Source organism: Leptospira wolffii serovar Khorat str. Khorat-H2 (assembly GCF_000306115.2).
Classification (GTDB): domain Bacteria; phylum Spirochaetota; class Leptospiria; order Leptospirales; family Leptospiraceae; genus Leptospira_B; species Leptospira_B wolffii.
This window is the reverse complement of sequence record NZ_AKWX02000023.1, coordinates 493,454-509,530: the sequence shown is the minus strand read 5'-3', so window position 1 is coordinate 509,530 and position 16,077 is coordinate 493,454. Positions and strand designations below refer to the sequence as shown.

Annotated in this window: 14 protein-coding genes; 4 read left to right on the top strand and 10 right to left on the bottom strand. The window is 46.4% G+C overall.

Translation table 11 applies throughout. The features are described 5' to 3' along the window. Position 1 precedes the first annotated feature (1 nt). Entirely contained in the window at positions 2-1,249 is a 1,248-nt protein-coding gene (gene glyA / locus LEP1GSC061_RS20465) for a serine hydroxymethyltransferase (protein WP_016547225.1), read from the top strand. A 252-nt stretch (positions 1,250-1,501) separates the two neighbouring features. Here glyA and LEP1GSC061_RS20460 read toward each other — a convergent pair whose 3' ends face one another. Next, entirely contained in the window at positions 1,502-2,023 is a 522-nt protein-coding gene (locus tag LEP1GSC061_RS20460; protein WP_016547242.1) for a Pycsar system effector family protein, read from the bottom strand. Positions 2,024-2,139: 116 nt separating this feature from the next. Here LEP1GSC061_RS20460 and LEP1GSC061_RS20455 point away from each other — a divergent pair, with 116 nt between their 5' ends. The 3 genes from LEP1GSC061_RS20455 to LEP1GSC061_RS20445 are packed head-to-tail and all read left to right on the top strand — an operon-like array spanning position 2,140 to position 5,310. Then, positions 2,140-2,760, top strand: a complete 621-nt coding sequence (locus tag LEP1GSC061_RS20455; RefSeq protein ID WP_016547183.1) for a hypothetical protein — start codon at positions 2,140-2,142, stop codon at positions 2,758-2,760. 4 nt (positions 2,761-2,764) lie between these two features. Then, positions 2,765-3,025: a hypothetical protein gene (locus LEP1GSC061_RS20450; RefSeq protein WP_016547113.1), complete on the top strand. Its 261-nt coding sequence runs from the start codon at positions 2,765-2,767 to the stop codon at positions 3,023-3,025. Beyond that, complete coding sequence (locus LEP1GSC061_RS20445; protein ID WP_016547136.1) at positions 3,022-5,310, top strand: DNA polymerase domain-containing protein; 2,289 nt, start codon at positions 3,022-3,024, stop codon at positions 5,308-5,310. The genes LEP1GSC061_RS20450 and LEP1GSC061_RS20445 overlap by 4 nt, the downstream gene beginning before the upstream one ends. Positions 5,311-5,324: 14 nt before the next feature. Here the strand turns inward: LEP1GSC061_RS20445 and LEP1GSC061_RS20440 are convergent, their stop codons facing one another. From LEP1GSC061_RS20440 to LEP1GSC061_RS20395, 9 genes are all read right to left on the bottom strand, one after another. Continuing rightward, a complete protein-coding gene (locus LEP1GSC061_RS20440) occupies positions 5,325-6,473 on the bottom strand; it encodes a DUF1577 domain-containing protein (protein WP_016547060.1) in 1,149 nt (382 codons plus the stop codon). A gap of 375 nt (positions 6,474-6,848) precedes the next feature. Next, positions 6,849-7,661 carry an Lp29 family lipoprotein gene (locus tag LEP1GSC061_RS20430; RefSeq protein ID WP_016547202.1) on the bottom strand — a complete coding sequence of 271 codons (813 nt, stop codon included), beginning with the start codon at positions 7,659-7,661 and terminating at the stop codon, positions 6,849-6,851. A 113-nt stretch (positions 7,662-7,774) separates the two neighbouring features. Next, positions 7,775-8,611, bottom strand: coding sequence for an Lp29 family lipoprotein (locus tag LEP1GSC061_RS20425; protein WP_016547005.1), 837 nt, complete (start codon positions 8,609-8,611; stop codon positions 7,775-7,777). 125 nt (positions 8,612-8,736) lie between these two features. Next, positions 8,737-9,240: an Lsa16 family lipoprotein adhesin gene (locus LEP1GSC061_RS20420; protein ID WP_016547293.1), complete on the bottom strand. Its 504-nt coding sequence runs from the start codon at positions 9,238-9,240 to the stop codon at positions 8,737-8,739. An 11-nt stretch (positions 9,241-9,251) separates the two neighbouring features. Beyond that, positions 9,252-10,475 (bottom strand): membrane protein, encoded by a 1,224-nt coding sequence (locus tag LEP1GSC061_RS20415; protein ID WP_016547216.1) that lies wholly within the window; start codon positions 10,473-10,475, stop codon positions 9,252-9,254. After that, positions 10,475-11,053 carry a c-type cytochrome gene (locus LEP1GSC061_RS20410; RefSeq protein ID WP_016546963.1) on the bottom strand — a complete coding sequence of 193 codons (579 nt, stop codon included), beginning with the start codon at positions 11,051-11,053 and terminating at the stop codon, positions 10,475-10,477. The genes LEP1GSC061_RS20415 and LEP1GSC061_RS20410 overlap by 1 nt, the downstream gene beginning before the upstream one ends. A gap of 10 nt (positions 11,054-11,063) precedes the next feature. After that, on the bottom strand, positions 11,064-11,615 hold the full coding sequence (locus tag LEP1GSC061_RS20405) for a DUF3341 domain-containing protein (RefSeq protein ID WP_016547020.1): 552 nt from the start codon (positions 11,613-11,615) through the stop codon (positions 11,064-11,066). After that, positions 11,615-12,982, bottom strand: coding sequence for an NrfD/PsrC family molybdoenzyme membrane anchor subunit (gene nrfD, locus LEP1GSC061_RS20400; protein ID WP_100758371.1), 1,368 nt, complete (start codon positions 12,980-12,982; stop codon positions 11,615-11,617). The genes LEP1GSC061_RS20405 and nrfD overlap by 1 nt, the downstream gene beginning before the upstream one ends. Positions 12,983-13,008: 26 nt before the next feature. Further along, positions 13,009-16,071 carry a TAT-variant-translocated molybdopterin oxidoreductase gene (locus LEP1GSC061_RS20395; RefSeq protein ID WP_016547138.1) on the bottom strand — a complete coding sequence of 1,021 codons (3,063 nt, stop codon included), beginning with the start codon at positions 16,069-16,071 and terminating at the stop codon, positions 13,009-13,011. Positions 16,072-16,077 lie beyond the last annotated feature (6 nt).

The window sequence follows — 16,077 nt, the reverse complement described above, 5'->3', positions numbered from 1 at the left end:
CATGAAATACCTTCCCCAACAAGATCCGGAAATTTGGAAAGCGCTGAAAGCCGAGGACGAACGCCAGGAAAACAATCTGGAGATGATCGCGTCCGAAAATTTCGTGTCCAGAGCGGTATTGGAAGCCTACACTTCCACCCTAACCAATAAGTATGCGGAAGGATATCCCGGTAAAAGATATTATAACGGATGCGTGAACGCGGACGCGGTCGAGTCCCTCGCGATCGAGAGAGCCAAAAAATTATTCGGAGCAGAATACGCTAACGTGCAGCCCCACTCGGGAGCTCAGGCAAATATGGCCGTGTTTTTGGCGACCATGGAACCGGGAGATTCCTTCTTGGGAATGAATCTGGCCCACGGAGGACACCTGACTCACGGATCTCCTGTAAATATCAGCGGGCGTTATTATAAGCCGGTTCCCTACGGAGTGGATCCGGAGACGGAAACGATAGATTACGACGCTCTGGCTTCTCTGGCAAAAGAACATAAACCGAAGCTGATCGTAGCCGGAGCTTCCGCTTACGCAAGAATCATAGATTTCGATAAATTCGCCCAGATCGCTCGGGATGTGGGTGCCAAACTCATGGCGGATATCGCTCATATCTCCGGACTCGTATCCACCGGATACCATCCTTCTCCGATCGGCAGCTTCGACTTCGTAACGACTACGACTCATAAAACGCTACGAGGACCTAGAGGAGGGTTAATCCTTTCTACATTAGAAAATGAGAAAGTGCTAAACTCCAGAGTGTTTCCGGGAATCCAAGGCGGTCCGCTTATGCATGTAATCGCGGCAAAAGCGGTGGCTTTCGGAGAAGCCTTAAATCCCGATTATAAGAAATATATAGAGACGGTACTTGCAAACGCAAAGACTCTTGCGGAAGTCCTAGTAAAAAGAGGATTCCGAGTCGTGAGCGGAGGAACCGATAATCACTTAGTACTCTTGGATGTATCCGTAAAAGGACTTACCGGAGCCAAGGCCGCTGACGGACTCGACGAAGTGGGAGTGACCGTGAACAAGAACGCGATTCCCTTCGATAAGAATCCCCCTGCGGTCGCTTCCGGAATCAGATTGGGAACTCCCGCCTTGACCACCAGAGGACTTAAACCTTCCGATATCGAAAAAGTGGGAAATCTCATCGCGGATTTCTTGGACAATCCCGACGACGAAAAGACCAAGGAAAAAGTCCGAGGCGGAGTCAAAGAAATCACGCAACAATTCCCGATGGATCGTTTCCGTCTGGATTGATCCGTATTCTTCCCGGAGGAGCTCTTTCCTCCGGGCCCATTCATTCATTATAAATTTTTTATAAATATTGCCGACTCCCGCTTTCGCGGGACCGGGCTGCTACGGGTTCGCTATCGCTCATCCCCTCGCAAGAACTAAAAGAGAAAAATCGGGAATACCAAAACGCTCGGGGACTAAAGCCCTACGCATCCCTGTCGGGGTTTTGGATCCGAAAGAATTTTAGGAAATCCTAATTTTTCGAACGAATCGAAATCAAAGAATACCTCGGATCTCCAGAACGATCAGAATCACGGATGAGGCGAATCCTAACAGGAAACAACGGTAACTCCAGCGCAAATATCTGTATTTCGTCAGATATAATGATTTTCCCATTTGGTATAAATCTCTGCTCAATGCCTCGTATACGGAAGCGTCCTCCTCGGCTATACTTGCGAGTTTCCCTAAGAACTCCGCCTCGGATTGAGTGGCGAAATTTCCGAAGAAAAGAGGATTCGCTTTCCCGTTCTTTTTCTGTTTGAATGTGGGCATAACCGCGAAGATCGCAAGAGTCGCTGCGATGACTATAAACACCATCAGCGTCAGGAGTCCCATACGATATATGGGTTTTTGCACATAGCCTAAGGAAAGAGAAAGCATAACGAAAGAGGCTGCAATCAGGATATTCGCTTTCTGGTCCGCCATCTGGCTTAGCTGCGAATGGTGCTGGTGAACGGTTCTAAAAAGATAATCTACCGAACCACGGGCACGAACATTTTTGAATAACTCGGATTCCATTTCCACCAAGGACCGTCGAGCGATGGGTTTCTACAAGACATAATTTCAAAATAAATCGAGGAACTCCTACAACCAATTCACTTTACAAAATTTAACCCATCATATATACAGTATATATGTATTTACGTCCCCCGCACGGTCTCCAAGAAGCTCTCTATAGACCGGTTCTGGCCTGGGATCGGCAGGGCTTAGGGCTTCTTACCGGAAAGGAAGGAATCTATAGACTGGCGTTGAGGTGGGAATATGCATTTGCCGTTTCCGGATTCCAGGTCTTCAACTTGGATTGCGCTATCCGTTTTAATCCTTTTATCATTACGGAAGAAACAAGAAGGAGGCGAGTCTCTCCCGAAGCCTTATTGGAAAAGATACTGATCCAAAGGGCCTTTACTCCTTACCAGATCCTGGATTCCCTAAAGGAGATCTCCCGATCCATACGGGCCAATACCGTATATTTTCTACTGGCTCCTTGCAAACAATTCTTCGATGGAGACGTGCAGGAGGAAGAAGGCAGATATCTTCTGGAAAAATTGATCTTAATTCTGGGACTCATGCAATCCCAAAGAATCCCTTTGATCGTGGTGGAATCCACAAAATATTCTCATCCAAGCTTCCAAGCGATCTTCCCGAAACTCTTGGGTCTTGCGGAGGATTTATGGGAACTAAAAAACGTAGAGGGACATTCCTATTTGAAAATTAGAAAAACGAAAAGTATGCCATCCATTTCCGACGGGAGTTGAAACCATGGGCAGAACAGTTATACCTTACTCCAGGCAAATGCAATACGTGGAATCCAGCCTGGGGCAATTCAGAAGAGGGTTGCGTAAACCGGATCAGGAAGTCTTCGACGAATTGATGCGCACGGCTAGGCTACAAGTACAGGCGGGAGTCATGGCTTCATCTCCCTATCCGATCGATACGATGTTAGTCACGATGATGATTGATTTAAAAAAGGAAATCTCTCGGTTACAAAAGGAGTTGGAAAACCTGAGAGACTCCCGGTGAATCTCAAAACGATCTCCGGCCATCTATTCGACGTGTATCACGCCGAAGACTTGGTGTACGTATGGATTAAGGACGAGGAAGGAAAGCCTTCCCTCTTTTTCGATCGTTTCCAACCGGTCATCTACGCAAGAGGAGAAGAATCCATCCTCAAAAAAATGATTCTAAGGTTATTGGAATTGGACGCTATCGAAGGAGTCCCCGTATACGAATATAGAAAATTATTCTACGAAAACATAGATGTGCCGGTAATGAAATTCATAATCAGTCGACCGTCCATTCTTCCCAAAATCAGTAAAAAACTCTACGCATTGTACGGAAAATTCGACATTTATCATTCCGATCTGGATCTTCCCACAAGCTATATGTTCCAAAAACGAGTCTTTCCTTTATGCAAACTGGAACTGGAGTATATCGAGGATCCAGGAGGAAAGAGAATCCAAAATATACGAGCCATCGATTCTCCCTCCGACATGGATTACGAAGTCCCGAGTTTCGAAATCATGCGATTGGACCTAAAAAAAAGCCACAGAATCCCCATGGAGTCGAATCATCTGGTCGTGAGAACCAAATCGGACTATTTCGAGATTTCCGGAAAGGAACCGAGAAAACTATTAGAAAAACTAGATATGCTTCTGAAAGCGGAGGATCCGGACATTCTATTGACCATGCACGGAGATCAGGTCATCCTCCCATATATACTCTCCCAGGCGCAAAAAACAGGCATCCTTCCCGCTTTAGATAGGGACAGATTCGCTCCGGTTCGTAGGAATATCACAAGCAAAGGAACTAGTTACTTCACCTACGGCAATATCGTATTCCGGGCTCCGTCTTATCCTCTATTCGGAAGATGGCATATCGATTCCAAAAATAGTTTCGTATATAAAGAGGCCGATCTCGTGGGAGTGATAGAGCTCGCGAGACTCTCCCGGTTACCCATGCAAAAAATGGCAAGAGCTTCCACGGGCAAGGCGCTCACCTATATAGAAACAGATGTGGCGCTTAGAAACGGTTATCTAGTTCCCTGGCAAAAAAGCGCAGTGGAGGCTCCGAAGACCGCCCTCCAACTTTTAGAAGCCGATAAAGGAGGATTGGTTTTCCAACCGGATATCAGCGACGGCAAGACCGCCGAAAATGTGGCCCAATTGGATTTTGCTCAAATGTATCCGAGCATCATGGCTCAGCATAATATTTCTCCCGAATGCGTTAACTGTCTTTGTTGCGAATCCGATCCGAACACCCCCAAGGCCCCGGATATAGGATATCGCATATGCAATAAACGCAAAGGTGTAGTTTCGGAAGCCTTGGAGCACGTATTAGAAAGAAGAGCCTATTATAAAAAACAGACAAAGACAGCAACGGGGCAAAAGCTCGAGGACTACAAGGCCAAACAAGCCAGTTTAAAATGGATGCTCGTGACCTCTTTCGGATATCTAGGCTATCGAAACGCCAAATTCGGAAGATTGGAAAGCCATGAAAGCGTAAACGCCTTCGGCAGGGAAAAACTCCTAATCGCAAAGGAGACCGCCGAGGAGTTCGGATACGATTTCGTTCATGCCATCACGGATAGCATCTTCATTAAAAAACCGGATTCTTCTCCCTTACTGGAGACCGAATTAGAACCGCTTTGTACGGAGATATTCAACAGAACCAAGATCGTCATGGAGGTGGACGGAATTTATACCTGGCTGCTCTTTCCTCCTTCTAGCCAGGACAAAGAGATGCCCGTAGCGAATCGTTATATGGGGCGTTTCCAAAACGGAAAATTGAAATGTAGAGGGATCAACGCAAGAAGAAAGGACCTCCCCCGTTTTATCAGAGAGGCTCAGGACGAGATGTTGGAATGGATGAGAGGAAAAGTCACCATAAAAGACCTGAAAGAGGGAGAAGCAGAGATCTTAAACATATACGGAAAATACGATTCCTTAGTATCTCAAAAAAAGATCCCTTGGGAAGACTTATTATTGCTCAAATCCAGTTCCAAGGAATTGGAAGAATACGAAGTGATGGGGGCCACCGCCCTATCCATGTTGAAACTGCAGGATATGGGTATGGAAGTACAGGCGGGAGAAAAGTTACGGTATATAGTAGTCAATCGTAAGGCAAAAACCAAAGACAGAAGGTATATGCCGGAAGAGGAATTACAACTCCATCCGGATCGAGAGCAAATAGATATAGAATATTATAGAAAACTACTACTTTCCGCTTTTCGGGAAGTCTGGGCCGAATTTGCCTCCTTCCGGGATTTCGACGCATTGATAGATCCCCAAGGCAGATTCGATTTTTGATTCCGATTCGTCGGTTAGAGTGCTCCCTTACTCAACAGATCCAAATTCTTAATGTATCTCTCCCTTTCTCCCGGTTGATCGGATTTACTCTTAAATTCCAGACCTATCATTAAGTGTTCATTCTCGTCCTTACTCCACCATTTGATCGTACCGGAAACGGTAAGGGGTGCCTGCATCCGAAAGAGCACGTCAAAAACGAAATCGTTATGCTTAGGAAGAGTCTCGATCAGATTCGGATCATGAATCTTAATCCTAATTCCCTTTTGGGAAGCGTCCAAAACCCTGAATCTTTCGGCGGTCTTCATAGTATTGGATTCCTTGATCCTATCCACTACTTCCTTGGAGAGTCTCCCTAATTCGGCGAGATATTCTCCCGTAAGATTCTTATCCCGACTTTGGATCCAAATATACCCGATCGGTATAGGCTCGTTATCGTGATTCGTATAAATGATCGGACGTATCAGTTCGGATAGGATCTTTTGGTCCTTAAATTTGCGGATCATTCCGGGAATGTCGTCGTCGATGTCCTTGGAATAATCCAACCGGTCCGGTTGAGAAGAGGCACCGTAAGATTCCGGAACCTGAGCATTCTCTAATAGCAAAGATTTCCTCGTTCTCTTGACGATCTCGAATTTTCTCTCCATACCGGGTTTGAAAGCGTCGATCACTATATTATCCTGACTGCTTTTTTTTAACCGGTTTTTATAATCCTCGAAGTTTACCTTCACCAGAGTAGGAATATTGAACATATTCGCCTCGATGATCGTCTTGGAGGAAACGATATTGGTTACGAAAACTTTTCCGTTCGGGACGTTGACTCTGGAAAACTCTCGGTTCGATCTCGCAATTGCGACCTTATCCAATTTACAGAGATAAAGATCGTTCTCCAGCTTCTGCGACACTTGGCAATCGAGTTCAATGTATTTGGCAAGAAGTTTAAAAAAGGAAAGGCTCTTTATATCCGCCTCGGGAAACCCGCTCAAAGCTTGGACGACTATTTTTTCCCCGTCCTCTATATACTTCCTAACTTTGAATTTCTTATCGAACGGATCTTCCCTTAGAACCAATTCCTGGTCCAAAAGATACTTAGTTATAACATGCTGTTTTTGCTCTTTTGAGGCGATATAATCCAAACTGCGAGGGTTCTTTTCAAAATATCTCATCAGGACCGATCTTAATAAGCGAAGTGCTCGATATGGACTGCTTCCCAGTCCAGAAATTCGACGTCTTTTCGTTTTTCAATCCCTCAGGCAAAAAACGGGGAATACGGGATTTAAAAAGAAGTTTTTTCCTGAAAACCAGGCAAAAATTTATCCCCCAAGGAGGGGATAAGAAGAATTTTCCGCCGAACAAGAAAGGAAAGATAACGCTATTTATTCTTGACGAATTCCAACATTGGAAATAAATTATTTTCAATGTTTCGAAACTCCTTCCGCATACCGGAGTTTCGAATGCTCGGATTTAGCATCCGAACTTACATCCCTTCTCGCCAATAGCTTCACCCCCGGGGATCTCCGATCCCCGGGTTTTCTTTCTTATTATTTCAAATTTGAAACGAATTTGCTTAGATCGGATCCTATCTTTCTGGAATTCCCTTCGAATACGAACGCGGGGGTGGTTTTTACGGTGGGGCTGAACATTCCCAAGCAGCTTAAGCTGCCGATACGGCATTCCGGCGGATTCGGGAATACCCAAAGGGAGCGGAGAATGGAATAATCGTTATTATATTCGAATTCTTTAATTAAATTCAGATTCTTATCGAATACCAAAACCTTGGTTGTCGCGGAATACGCCTCGTAAGAAGGCAATATCCCGATCGAAGCGACACTGAACAAACTGGAGAATATGGTTACGAAATTTAAAAATATGTTTCTAGGCTTCTCGAATACGGGATCGTGGAGTCCCATTATATAATAATCGTACGGGAGAATCCGGAAAGAATAGGTATACTGATCTCCGCTCCTGCCTATTTCCAGGAATTTTTCCAGTTCTTTGACACCCGTCGGACCGGTTACTCCTAGAAAGGATTTTGCGAAATACAAAACCTTTTCCTGCGGGACATCTTTTCTAAATCCGGCAGGCTTATTCTCGTTAGGGATCGGAAACCCTCCGGAAACCGGCTCCTTCAAGGTTCTGGAATCCGGATCGGATAGAGCTTCAAAATCGACGGTCCCGTCGGGATTTTTCAATTTCGTGGATTTGAAAGAATTGAAACCTAAATAGGCGATCTTGACCTTTTTGTTGAATTTATCGTTTTCCAGCGATTCGGATGGTGGATCTACCAAATACCTGGACGCACAGGAAAGAAAGGCGATATAAAAAACGAGTAACCAAGAAATCCGAAAAAGCATCGGAAGAACTTTCGCGATTTTCGGAAATTTGGCTACTCTTATTTGATAGGAAATTCGGTAGTCTCGGATTTTAAGAAAGCATCATGAGGAAAGGCCTCACGATGCCAAGGATATCATTTGCTTTGAATAAATCCCGTTAAGTCCGATTCTACTTGCGGAAGCAAATCCTTATATACGAATCCCGGGACGGCTCCTTGCTGATTTATCCCGCAACTTCCCCGTTCTTGACATTCCTGAGGATAGGCGGGAACCCATACAGAGCGCAAAGTCGTATACGAAGCGTCATATTCCCGTTCCCAGACTTTATTCAGATTTTTATCATATACTTTCACGTTAATTTTAGCGTCTCCCCATTGGAAAGAAGGAAAAATCCCGAGAGTCACCATGGAAAAAAGCGTGCTAAACAGATGAGGAAACACTGTTATAAAGCCGGCACCTTCGAAGGGAGGAGTAAGGGCTCCAACCACGTAATAATCGACTCCTAGATCCTTTAAGTAAGGAGTATAAGAATCCTTGCCGTCCGCGGTCTTTCCTCCGTCTTTTACGGGCTCGATCACGTGAATCAATTCCTCCGTTCCTGATTTTTTCACGATTCCAATGTATTCTCCGATGAATCGCGAAACATTCTCCTTGGAAACGTCCTTACGAAGTCCGTTGGATTTAAGTTTATAGGCCGGCATTGCGAAAGATTCGGAAAAAGCCAGACGCTTACTGCTATCCAACACCGCTGTATAGGTTCTGCTTCTGCCGGAAGAAGCGGAGAGATAAGACCTAAACGGAACGAATCCCACATAGGCGACCTTGGCTTTCTTTTCCTTAACTATAGGAGCAACAGTTAATTCGGAATCGGCCGACTTTAAAAAATAATGGGCGTTGCAATCCCAAAGCGACACTCCTATCAGTATAATTCCGATCCTCTTAGCGAATTTATATTTGTTTAATTGAAGCATTCTTCCTCCGGTTATTTACGTAATATATCTCGGTCGGCCTCGGAGAAGACAAAAAAAATCCCCCAACGAACGGATCCGGAGGGGGTTTTCGAATTCATTTGAAACGGATAAAAGAACGAGTATTCTTACTTCTTTAATTCCGGAGCAAGTTCTTCCAAAGAGATTCTATCTTTGGACAAATTCTTATACATATCGAATTCATAACCGTCAGCAGAAGCGGAAGGCGGAGTTTTCTCATTATAATGATCCCTATCTTCTGGATCATAGAAATGTTTATAATCCTTACGGTATCCCCATTTGAAAACGGAGTTTGCGGGATCCTGATTAACAACCAAGCAAACCGGATTTACCCACCCCTCGTTCTTATCGGTTTTGATACGAACAAGATTCTTAGCGATGTAATAATGGTTTCTGTAATCGTATACTTTCACCACCGTTCCCACCGGAAGATATTCACGTACGACGGAATTCGGTTGTTCGTCGGCCAAAATCGCGACTTTGGGATCCACTTTATCCTTCTCTAACGTAGGGCAATTGATATTGCCTACGATCTGAGCGGTATTGGAGCAGGCGCCCGCGAAGAGCGCCATGATTCCGAGGATCGTTATGTTCAGTATTACTTTTTTCATGATCCTATTCCTTATTGGTGGTGGTGGAGACAATCTTCCAATCTTGGATCGCCTACCGGAATTAACGGAGCTTTCTCCAATCGTTTGAAAACGACCAGAGCGAAAAGTCCGATCACGCCTACGGTGCTTCCGAGAGATACCAGGTATCCGCCCAGAGAGAAATCCACGAAGTTCGAAGGATATACCAGCCAGAAGATTTCGGTCACTTGAGTAAAGATCACCCAGATCGCTACTTTCATCAGGAAGTCGATGTCTCTTTTGTTGGGACGATTCAGAAGCAAAAGGAAAGGAACCGCAAATTTAATAGCCGGAAGGGCAAGAGTAAGGTATTCCCAGCCTCCGGTCAATCTTTGCTCATAGAAGAAAGTTTCTTCCGGGATGTTCGCATACCAAATCAACATGAACTGAGAGAATCCTACGTAAGCCCAGAATACGGTGAATCCGAGTAGGAACTTTCCTAAGTCGTGGATATGGTTTTCGTTCACCAAGTTACCGAGGAATCCCCTCTTCTTCAGGTAATATGCCACCAGAATAAAGGAAGAAAGACCGGCTTGGTATGCTCCCGCAAAGCAGTAGACTCCGAACATAGTGGAGAACCAGTGAGGTGTGAGAGACATCACGAGCTCGATGGAAGCCAAGGAAAAGGAAAGTGCGAAGAAGATGATATATCCACCCGCAAGTTTCGCGTTAAACTGGGTATGCTTCACATCCTTATCGGAGTCTTGAGCGACGGATCTCTTATAGAATAGATATCCGAAAGCGGACCATACGACGGAAAGAACCACGATTATTACCGAGAAAAAACCGATATTCAAAAGCGGCTTCTTGTGCTGCAGCAGATGATCCTCAGCTACGACGTCCTCGTGAGTCCATTCGTAAAGATCGTGAGCTCCTACGATAAGCAACAACAACAGTCCCCCGATCACCGGAATGAATGTGCCGTAAGCTTCGCTGATTCTTCTGAGAGTTACGGGCCAATGAGCTCCCGTAATATGAGCGAGAGAGGTAAAGAAGACTCCCGCCAAGGTAATTCCCAAGATGAAGAATGTACCTACCAGATATGCGGACCATGCCGGATTGGAATGACCGCCTTCGTGACGGAGATTCTCATGTCCCAGGCCGAAAGCCGCAATTCCCAAGCTTGCAAGACCGACAAGGATCATGCCGACCAGAGCGTTTCTGGTTTTGGAATCCAACTTAAAGTTGATGAGGTTTTGTTCTACCGTCCCTTCCATTATTTCGTTCCCTTGTTGTCGTATTCTTGTAATTTACGAACATATAATATGATTTTCCAACGATCGTCAGGAAGAATCTGGGAAGCATAACTGTTCATTCTTCCTTTTCCGTCCGTGATGATGTGGTAGATCTGACCGTCCGAGTAAGCGTTCGCAGTTGCGGAAGTTAGAGCCGCCATTGGGCTTTGGTCCGCCTGAACCGCGTTGAAGCGCGGATAAGGTCCTACTACGGTTCCGTTTCCGGCCCCTCTAACTCCGTGGCAAGGACTGCAATACGTTTGGTATTTATCCTCTCCCCGTTTCAAGTTAGCTAGATCACCTTTAATCGGATTCGCAAGTCCCTTATTCGGAAGTTGATCCACTCCCAAGCCTCTGTATTCGTAAGGATAATATCCTACAGGAACCGCTCCCGCAGGCGGCAAACGAAGCGCCGTGTTATTCGGGAAATTCGGATCCGCTTCCTGAGCCTCTCTTGCTGGAGAATCCGCCATGTCAGGCATATACTCCATAGGAGGAGTCTTGGACTCGCAGTTCCAAAGAATCAGACCGGCGAGAGAAAGAGCAAAAATTCTTTTCATCAAGTTTCTCCTATTTCACCGTCTCGACGTGTTTAGAGCCGAGGCCTTTGATAAATTCAGTCACACCGTTTTCGGAATAGTTCGCGGAATTGGAAGGAATCCAAAGAGCGAATTTATCCGTGGTGATATCCGGGTGCAGGACTTTACGTCCGGTTTTCGGAAGTTTCGCCAGAATGAAGAGAGCTACCGCAGTGGAAATCCCCGCCATAAAGACCGTGAACTCGAAAGTGATCGGAATATATGCAAACCAAGCGTTGAAGCTCTTTCCGGATATATTCAAAGGCCAATCGTATTTATGAGTCAGATACTGCATACCGAACCCGGTGATGCATCCGAAAAGTCCCATGAAGAATGTCACCCAAGGAAGACCGGAACGTGGAAGTCCCATCGCGTCATCCAAGCCGTGGACCGGATAAGGAGTTAAACAATCGAAATTGGTGTACCCCTTGTCCTTGGTTTTTTGAGCGGCTTCGATGATCTGAGCGGGAGTATCGAATAATCCGAATACTCCGTGCTCGGTCTCCTCGAAAGTATGAAATTGTTCTTTCTTAGGAGTATACATTAGTGATGACCTCCATCCTTATGAGGCATTACCGTTTTCACTTCGGCGATCGCGATCACAGGAAGCAATCTACAGAAGAGAAGGAACATGGTGAAGAAGATACCGAAGGTTCCGAGCAACATCATGAAGTCGTAAATCGTCGGAATGTATTTGTCCCAGCTGGAAGGCAGGAAGTCCGCGTGAAGAGTCATCACGATCACGAAACGCTCGAACCACATCCCGATATTAACGATGATCGAAACGATGAACATCACCGGGATATTGTTTCTAAGTTTCTTGGACCAGAAAACCTGAGGCGCGAACACGTTACAGCTGAACATGATGAAGTAAGCCCAACCGTAAGGACCGAAGGCACGGTTTACGAAGGTAAATCCTTCGTATTCGTTACCGGAATACCAAGCCATGAAGAACTCAGTGGAGTAAGCAAGACCCACGATCAAACCGGTGACCATGATCACTTTGTTCATGTTCTCCAAGTGTTTCATGGTGATATAGTCTTTCAGATTGAAGACTTCTCTTGCGATTACCATGAGGGTAACCACCATTGCGAATCCGGAGAAGATCGCCCCTGCCACGAAGTAAGGAGGGAAGATCGTCGTGTGCCAACCGGGCACGATGGAAACCGCGAAGTCGAAGGATACGATCGTATGCACGGAAAGAACCAGAGGAGTGGAAAGAGCGGCGAGAATCATCGCTACGGTTTCCAAGTGAGACCAAGCCTTGTTGGAGCCGACCCATCCGAAAGAAAGAATATCATATACCTTTCTGCGAAGAGGGCTGGTAGCTCTATCTCTCACCGCTGCGATATCCGGAATCAAACCGATATACCAGAATACGAGAGAGATACTCAAGTAGGTGGATACCGCGAAAGTGTCCCAGATCAAAGGAGAGCGGAAGTTCACCCAAAGAGGTCCTCTTTCATTCGGATACGGGAACAACCAGTATCCCATCCAAGGACGTCCGATGTGGATGATCAAAGTGGAAGCCGCCGTCAATACCGCGAAAATCGTCATAGCTTCCGCGGCACGGTTGATCCCTGTTCTCCATTCTTGTCTGAAGAGATACAAGACCGCGGAAATCAGCGTTCCCGCGTGACCGATACCGATCCAGAACACGAAGTTAACGATGAAAAATCCCCAACCTACCGGATTATTGATCCCGAGGATGTAAAGACCTTCATATACCAGGTATCCGATGATACCCAAATCGATAACGGTGATAGTTAAGGCCAGAAGAAAGGCTTTCCACCAAAGGGAAGTGGGGAAAGCCTCTACCGGCTTGAGGATATCCTCGGTTACGTCACGGACGGACTTACCGCCGGTGACTAAGGGTTGGATATCCAGGGCTTCTTTGATTGCGTTAGGTATAGACATAGCGCTTTAATTACTCCGGATTAAGCTCTTACCCTGGTCAGATAAGCGACCGCGGGACCGACGTTTAAATACTCTAGAACTCGGAAAGATCTCGGATCCGCACTGAGTTTGGATACCTTAGATTCCTTATCGTTGGTGTTTCCGAAACTGATCGCATCAGCAGCACAGCTTTGCTGACAAGCGGTCTTCAACTCGCCGTCTTTCAAAGCGCGACCCTCGTTCTTAGCTTGGATCTTTTTCTCCGCGATACGAGAAGCACAGAAGTTACATTTCTCCATAACCCCTCTTCCACGAACGGTAACGTCCGGGTTGAGTCCGAGATATCTCGGAGTTCTGGATCCTTTTTCGGCTCCGGTTTCGTTATACCAGTGTTGTGCCCAGTTGTAACGACGGACTTTGTAAGGACAGTTGTTGGAGCAGTAACGGGTTCCCACGCAACGGTTGTAAACCATGTCGTTGATCCCTTCCGAACTGTGGGTCGTAGCTGCAACCGGACACACGGTTTCGCAAGGAGCGTTATCGCATTGCTGGCAAAGCATAGGCTGGTGTGCAATCTGCAGATCTTCCGGCTTGTCCGGATCGCCGATATAATAGCGGTCGATACGAAGCCAATGCATTTCGCGACCTACGCGAACCTCGTCTCTTCCTACGACAGGAATATTGTTTTCTACCTGACAGGAAATTACGCAGGAACCGCAACCGGTACACGCAGTAAGGTCGATGGCCATTCCCCATTTGTATCCGGGGTATTCGTGAACCGGGTTTGCTCCGGTAGCGAAAACCATCTGACCGTTTTTCTTGATTTTAGGAATTTCGGACTCTTCAACTCCGGAAGCAGGATTCTTTTTCCATTCTTCCAAAGAGGTGGACTGAACCAGAGGACGATCTTTGTATCCGAATCCGGGAGAAAGAACGTGGTGGTGCTGAGTACAGGCCAGTTTATAAGTCTTACCGGTCTTTTCGAAAGAAGTCACGGAGATACCGGAGTAAATTCCGTCTTCGGCCAGAGCGTAAGCGTTCTTACCTACTTCGTTACCGATTTTACCGGCTGCAGTTCTACCGTAACCTACCGCGATTCCGATCGTATCTTTGTGCATTCCGGGCTGAACTTGAGCCGGAAGCTCGATAGAGCCTTTTGCGGTTTTGACGGAAACTACGTCGTTGGATTGGATTCCTTTCTCTTTAGCAAGTGCGGGAGAAAGAAGAACATAATTGTCCCAAGTGACCTTAGTAACGGGATCCGGAAGTTCTTGCAGAAGGGAGTTATTCGCCCCTTTTCCGTCTCCGATGCTACTGGTTTCGTAAAGAGCTAAGCGAAGTCCAGCCGCATAAGAGGCCGGCTTTTTAAGAGAAGCCTTATTGAATCCTCTTCCTGCGCTCGCGACTTTCTTACGATCCTTGGCTCTAACGGTGGTTCCCACTCTGAGAAGTTCTTCCCATTTTTGAACGGAACCCAGTTTTTTAACCCAGGAATTCTTTACGTATTCATAATACGATTTTTCTCCGCCCAAAGAACCGCCCGCAAAAGCGATCAAGCTGTCTTCGAGAGAACGCGCCTGATACAAAGGACGGATCGCAGGTTGTTGGATGGAGAAGATACCTTTGCTTACTTCCGAATCTCCCCAGGACTCCAGGAAGTGGGTGGTTGCCGCCAAGTAATTGGATGCAAGAGCGGTCTCATCCGCTCTATCGGAAAGACTAACGGTAAGAGCCGCTCTGTGGAGCAGATCTTTCCAAGCATCTCCCGCTTGATAAACCAAATTGGTATCGTAGAGGAAAAGAACTCCGACTTTGGTTTGCTTCAGAGCTTCCGTCAACTTGTTCAGGTTTCCGGAATAATCCGCCAGGCCTTCTTTCTTAGGAGAAGCATGGTCTACCGTCTTTCCGTCGTTTTCCAGAGTGGAGTTCAGGAAGTTGACAAGAACTTGGAGATCCACTGCTTCTTTGGTGTTTGCGGAAACACCGCCCGCAACCACAAGAGATTTGCCTCTATTGCTCCAAAGAGCCTTGGAAGCCTTGCGGATACTTTCGGCGCTCACACCGAGTTCGGTGGCGAGACTTTCCACTGTGGAAGCCCCGGTCGCATCCTTGGTGTTCGCTCCTAATTCTCCCAGCCCCGCAGCGATTGCGAGAGCCAGTTTGGTCTGGTCTCCCGGACGAATCGGGAATCTAAGATCTGCATTGGAACCGGACATAGTCGGAACGGATTCCGCAGCGATATAATAGTTAACGTCTTTCGCACCGTCTCTCAGGTTTCTACGTTTCGCAAAATCCTTTTGGTGCTCTTCCGGAGAAAGCCATCCGCCCATGAAATCGCAATCGATGGATAGAATGACGTTCGCCAATTCGAAATTATAATTCGGAACTAAGGCTTTTCCGTAAGAAGCCGCCTGTCCTTTGGAAATCGCTTCTTCCGGAGAAGTGAGGGAAATCTCGAGGTGTTGACCGCCGCCTACAGCTTTCAAGAAGTCCGCTATAATCGCCTTGGTGGAAGGGGAATCCAAAGGCCGAGTCACGATTACCGTGTTACCTTTGTTTTTAGCGAGAGCTTCTTTTACTTTGGAATCCAGAACGGACCATTCGATCCCGTCCGCTTTTCCTCCGGAGATGGAAGCAGCGCCTTGAGCGCGATCCGGATCGTAAAGATCGAAGATAGCGGCCTGGCCGGAAGCTCCTAAGGCTCCTTGGGAAACAGGATGTTCGTCGTTTCCTTCTAATTTTAGAGGACGTCCGTCTTTACATCTAACAAGTATACCGGTTCCGTTAAATACGGTCGCGTAATAGTATGCGTGTCCGTGTTTAACGAAATCGAAGGTTCCTTCTTCGGTTTTAAGATCTACGTAAGGAACGATCTTTTCAACGGGCTTACGAACGCAATTTAAGGAAGTCATCGCGACTCCCGCACCCATCAATTTTAAGAATGTCTTACGATCGAATTCGCCGGACTTGATTCTTGCGATAACCGGATCCGGAGAAGTGAAGAATTCGGAACGAGCCAGATCCTTCGTTTCTTTTTCGTTATCTTTGAGTTCGAGGGAGAGCCAGTGAGCTTTCTTTTCTTTCTGGAAGTTCTTATTATCCATTCTGTT

Coding starts and splice junctions, on each gene's coding strand:
- LEP1GSC061_RS20440 (WP_016547060.1), bottom strand. CDS start 6,473: ATGAGATATTTTGAAAAGAACCCTCGCAGTTTGGATTATATCGCCTCA.
- LEP1GSC061_RS20410 (WP_016546963.1), bottom strand. CDS start 11,053: ATGAAAAGAATTTTTGCTCTTTCTCTCGCCGGTCTGATTCTTTGGAAC.
- LEP1GSC061_RS20420 (WP_016547293.1), bottom strand. CDS start 9,240: ATGAAAAAAGTAATACTGAACATAACGATCCTCGGAATCATGGCGCTC.
- LEP1GSC061_RS20415 (WP_016547216.1), bottom strand. CDS start 10,475: ATGGAAGGGACGGTAGAACAAAACCTCATCAACTTTAAGTTGGATTCC.
- LEP1GSC061_RS20455 (WP_016547183.1), top strand. CDS start 2,140: ATGTATTTACGTCCCCCGCACGGTCTCCAAGAAGCTCTCTATAGACCG.
- LEP1GSC061_RS20395 (WP_016547138.1), bottom strand. CDS start 16,071: ATGGATAATAAGAACTTCCAGAAAGAAAAGAAAGCTCACTGGCTCTCC.
- LEP1GSC061_RS20450 (WP_016547113.1), top strand. CDS start 2,765: ATGGGCAGAACAGTTATACCTTACTCCAGGCAAATGCAATACGTGGAA.
- LEP1GSC061_RS20430 (WP_016547202.1), bottom strand. CDS start 7,661: ATGCTTTTTCGGATTTCTTGGTTACTCGTTTTTTATATCGCCTTTCTT.
- glyA (WP_016547225.1), top strand. CDS start 2: ATGAAATACCTTCCCCAACAAGATCCGGAAATTTGGAAAGCGCTGAAA.
- LEP1GSC061_RS20460 (WP_016547242.1), bottom strand. CDS start 2,023: ATGGAATCCGAGTTATTCAAAAATGTTCGTGCCCGTGGTTCGGTAGAT.
- LEP1GSC061_RS20425 (WP_016547005.1), bottom strand. CDS start 8,611: ATGCTTCAATTAAACAAATATAAATTCGCTAAGAGGATCGGAATTATA.
- LEP1GSC061_RS20405 (WP_016547020.1), bottom strand. CDS start 11,615: ATGTATACTCCTAAGAAAGAACAATTTCATACTTTCGAGGAGACCGAG.